This window comes from uncultured Cyclobacterium sp. (assembly GCF_963976465.1).
GTDB lineage: Bacteria > Bacteroidota > Bacteroidia > Cytophagales > Cyclobacteriaceae > Cyclobacterium.
In genome coordinates, this window is the sequence record NZ_CAXBOC010000572.1 from 1 (window position 1) to 3,277 (window position 3,277).

Here is a 3,277-nt window from a genome sequence, read left to right on the forward strand (position 1 = left end):
AAAGTATCGTTAACAATTTTTCCGTTTTCATCTACTGATGCTTGTCCTGAAACAAATACCAAATCATTCACTATAAGTGCCGGAGAAAAAGGCAAAGCACTTTTGGGAACCCCTTCTCCTGAAACGACTTCTTTTTTTACCATAATATTATTGAATAGTTTTAATATAAATTATCACCTTTAATTAAGGAAGTTGGTTTTCAATTTACCAATCTAAAATGTCAAATATTGTTTTTAAGTCATTTTATGCAAAAGAATCCCACCAAAAACTTTTACAATGATTTGCTAGCCTTCAATTTTGGACGCTTTCACCACGCGATCTATTAATTCTTCCACTTTCTTGTCTTCCAAAACTTTATTGGTATTTCCCACCGGAGCGATAGATGCTCCAATATCCACGCTGTATCTCATTTGGATGGCCTGCCTGAAGAAGCTCCATATATTGGGAAGCGATTCTGCAATAATTTCCTGAAAAACCAACATAAAGTCTGTTGCAAGTTTCACATCCCCTTTCACAAACTCATTACGGACATACTTACACTCTCGCTCAAAAACATTGTAATAAGACCCTATGGCCCCAGTGGCACCGCATAAAACAGCCTGACACATCAGCTCATCTGCTCCACTAAAAAGTACCAATTTACTTTTTGAACTGTAGGCAATGGTACTGATTTCCAACAAATTATTTGTAGTTAACTTCATCCCAACCATATTGGGCATCTGCAGCAGTTTATTAATAAAATCTACCAATCCTCCGGAAAAATTTGTGGTTCCCAATTGGTAAGGAAAAAAAGGCAAGTCAGATGCTGTAGCAATTGCCTCATAATGTGATAAGGCCATTCCTGCACTTCCGTCTGTGGGCCCATAATATACTGGTGCCACAGAGGATATTCCATCCACCTTGCATTGGGAAGCATGTTGGGCCAAGTGTACTGATTCGGCTGTAGTCATGGAGCCAACCTGAACTATAATTGGCACCTTGCCGGCATTAACACCTGCGGTAATTTCCGTTACCTTTTTCCTATCCTCCTCGGTAAGGAGAAAGCCCTGCCCCGTAGAACCAAGTAGATACAAACCGTCTACTCCTTGGGATAATAAGACCTCTACCCATTTTTCCAATTGTTTAAATGCCGGACGACCATTTCCATCCATAGGCGTAAGCATTGCAGGCCACACCCCTTTCAAATTTTCATACATAGTCTACTTGATTTGTCTTTTATTTTGTAAAATATTGATCCATTTCATTATAACTCTCTAAATAATTAACCGGATTTTTGACTATCAAACGCTCTGTAGCTTCGGGATCTTTAAAACCACTACCCGAAACTATACAAACTGCGTTGGCATTTTTATCCAATTCTCCATCTGCCACTGCTTTCATAAAGCCTGCTAAAGCTACTGCACCGGCAGGTTCAGCATAAATCCCTTCTTTTATAGCCAATAACCGCTGACATTCAAAAGTCTCTTCATCACTTACCAAAAAACCATTCCCGGCAGTACTTTTACAGGCTTGTAAAGTCTCATTCCCATCAATTACCACAGCTACTTGAAGTCCACTCACTTTCGTTGTCGCATTATCAACAGGTTTGGCTGCTTCCAAACCTTTCCTAAGGTTACCTGCTATCGTATCATTTCCTTCAGGTTGCACGCAGTGTACTTTGGGAAGGCTAAAGTTGGAATGTTTTTGTTTCCATATCTGAAAACCTCTTGCCACAGCCAAGGTCAAGCCACCTCCCCCTGATGGTACAAATACATTATCTACCCTCTCCAAGTCTTCTGCAAGCTCAAAACTGAGGGTTTGAACTCCTGTCATTCCTACCGGACTGTATTTAAAGGCACTTACTTGTAAGTGGGTTTGATTTTCGGCTGCCACTTCCCCGAGCTTGTCAAAAACCTGTTCTGTAGCCTCTTTGTTTTTCCCAAACCCTTTGATAACATACAAAGCAGCACCATAAGCTCGCATTTGTTTTAATTTCCCTTCAGGAGCACCATCCACTATGGCTATTTTACAAGGAATTCCTGCTGCTGCCGAGTAGGCCGCAAGTGCGGCTCCTGTGTTCCCACTAGAAGTGGCCAAACACAACTTGCCCTTATTGGCTTGAATATCTGCTATCGCAAAGGCTGCAAAGCGATCTTTATAGGAGCCTGATGGATTCGCAGATTCCAGTTTAAAATAAAGGTTTGGAAAGCCCAAGGCCGGACCAATCTGTCTTGATTTAACCAGCGGGGTATTCCCCTCTCCCAAAGTAAAAGGTGCTATACCTTCCGGGAGTTTTAATAATTGTGTGTATTTGTCTATTCCTTTCAAAATTCGTTGGGGAATTGTAGTTTTTTACTTTTATAACTGTTGAAATTATGGGTAAACCCACCATCAATATCCAATGATGTGCCATTGATAAAGGAGGCTTTGTCGGAACTGAGCCAGAAAACCCCTTCTGCTATCTCCTCTGGAGAGGCGCTTCGTTGTAAAGGCGTCATGTCTTCCATTTCATCCACCAGAACCTGACTTATATTACTACCTTTAGGATCTTTAAAATCACTGCTCATTGCTGTGGTAACATTTCCGGGACAAACGGCGACTACCCTGATCCCTGACGAACCGTACAAGGCTGCCATTTCATAAGTTAAACTCAGCAATGCACCCTTTGCAGCAATATAAGCCGGGCTTGTTCCTCCTGCTCTATTGGCCATAACGCTACTCATGTGAACAATCACACCTCCATTATTTCCTGATTCCATTTTTTTTGCTGCAAGTTTTGACAGAAATACCGGAGAGGTAAGACAAATTTTTATGGTCTTTTCCCAGTCTTTTATGGAAATAGTCTTTAAGGTCTCAATGGTTCTCCAAGCAGCATTATTTATCAACACATCTATTTTCCCCCATTTGCTGAAGGTTGCCTCCACTATTTCATCAACAAAACCATCTATGGCCAAGTCCCCATGCAAAACCAAAGCATTCTCCGGTTTTGAAAGGGAATCTGCCGCCGCCAACAATTCTTCTTTGTTTTCAGCAACTATGGTCACTAAATCCCCATTGGCAACAAATGCTTCGGTAATCGCCTTGCCTATGCCTCTGGATGCTCCGGTTACTATTACAACCCTTTGCTTTTTATCCGCTTCACTTTTCATCGTATACTTTTTTATTTACAGGTAAAATCCCAGCCAATGCTTCTCCTGCTTTGGCCATTGGTACTGCTCTTTTTAGGAATACCATTCCTGATTGCTGGGCTGGAATTTCTGCTCCTTTTTCACCATTTTCTCTTAATAAACACCCTAAT

General features: G+C 41.3%; 3 protein-coding genes. All 3 read right to left on the bottom strand.

All coding sequences use genetic code 11. The annotated features are described in order from the left end of the window. Positions 1-284 precede the first annotated feature (284 nt). The 3 genes from AAC037_RS22340 to AAC037_RS22350 are packed head-to-tail and all read right to left on the bottom strand — an operon-like array spanning position 285 to position 3,128. Positions 285-1,196 carry a dihydrodipicolinate synthase family protein gene (locus AAC037_RS22340; protein ID WP_339905740.1) on the bottom strand — a complete coding sequence of 304 codons (912 nt, stop codon included), beginning with the start codon at positions 1,194-1,196 and terminating at the stop codon, positions 285-287. Between the two features lie 19 nt (positions 1,197-1,215). Continuing rightward, on the bottom strand, positions 1,216-2,307 hold the full coding sequence (locus AAC037_RS22345; protein ID WP_339905741.1) for a pyridoxal-phosphate dependent enzyme: 1,092 nt from the start codon (positions 2,305-2,307) through the stop codon (positions 1,216-1,218). Beyond that, complete coding sequence (locus AAC037_RS22350; RefSeq protein WP_339905742.1) at positions 2,304-3,128, bottom strand: SDR family oxidoreductase; 825 nt, start codon at positions 3,126-3,128, stop codon at positions 2,304-2,306. The genes AAC037_RS22345 and AAC037_RS22350 overlap by 4 nt, the downstream gene beginning before the upstream one ends. Positions 3,129-3,277 lie beyond the last annotated feature (149 nt).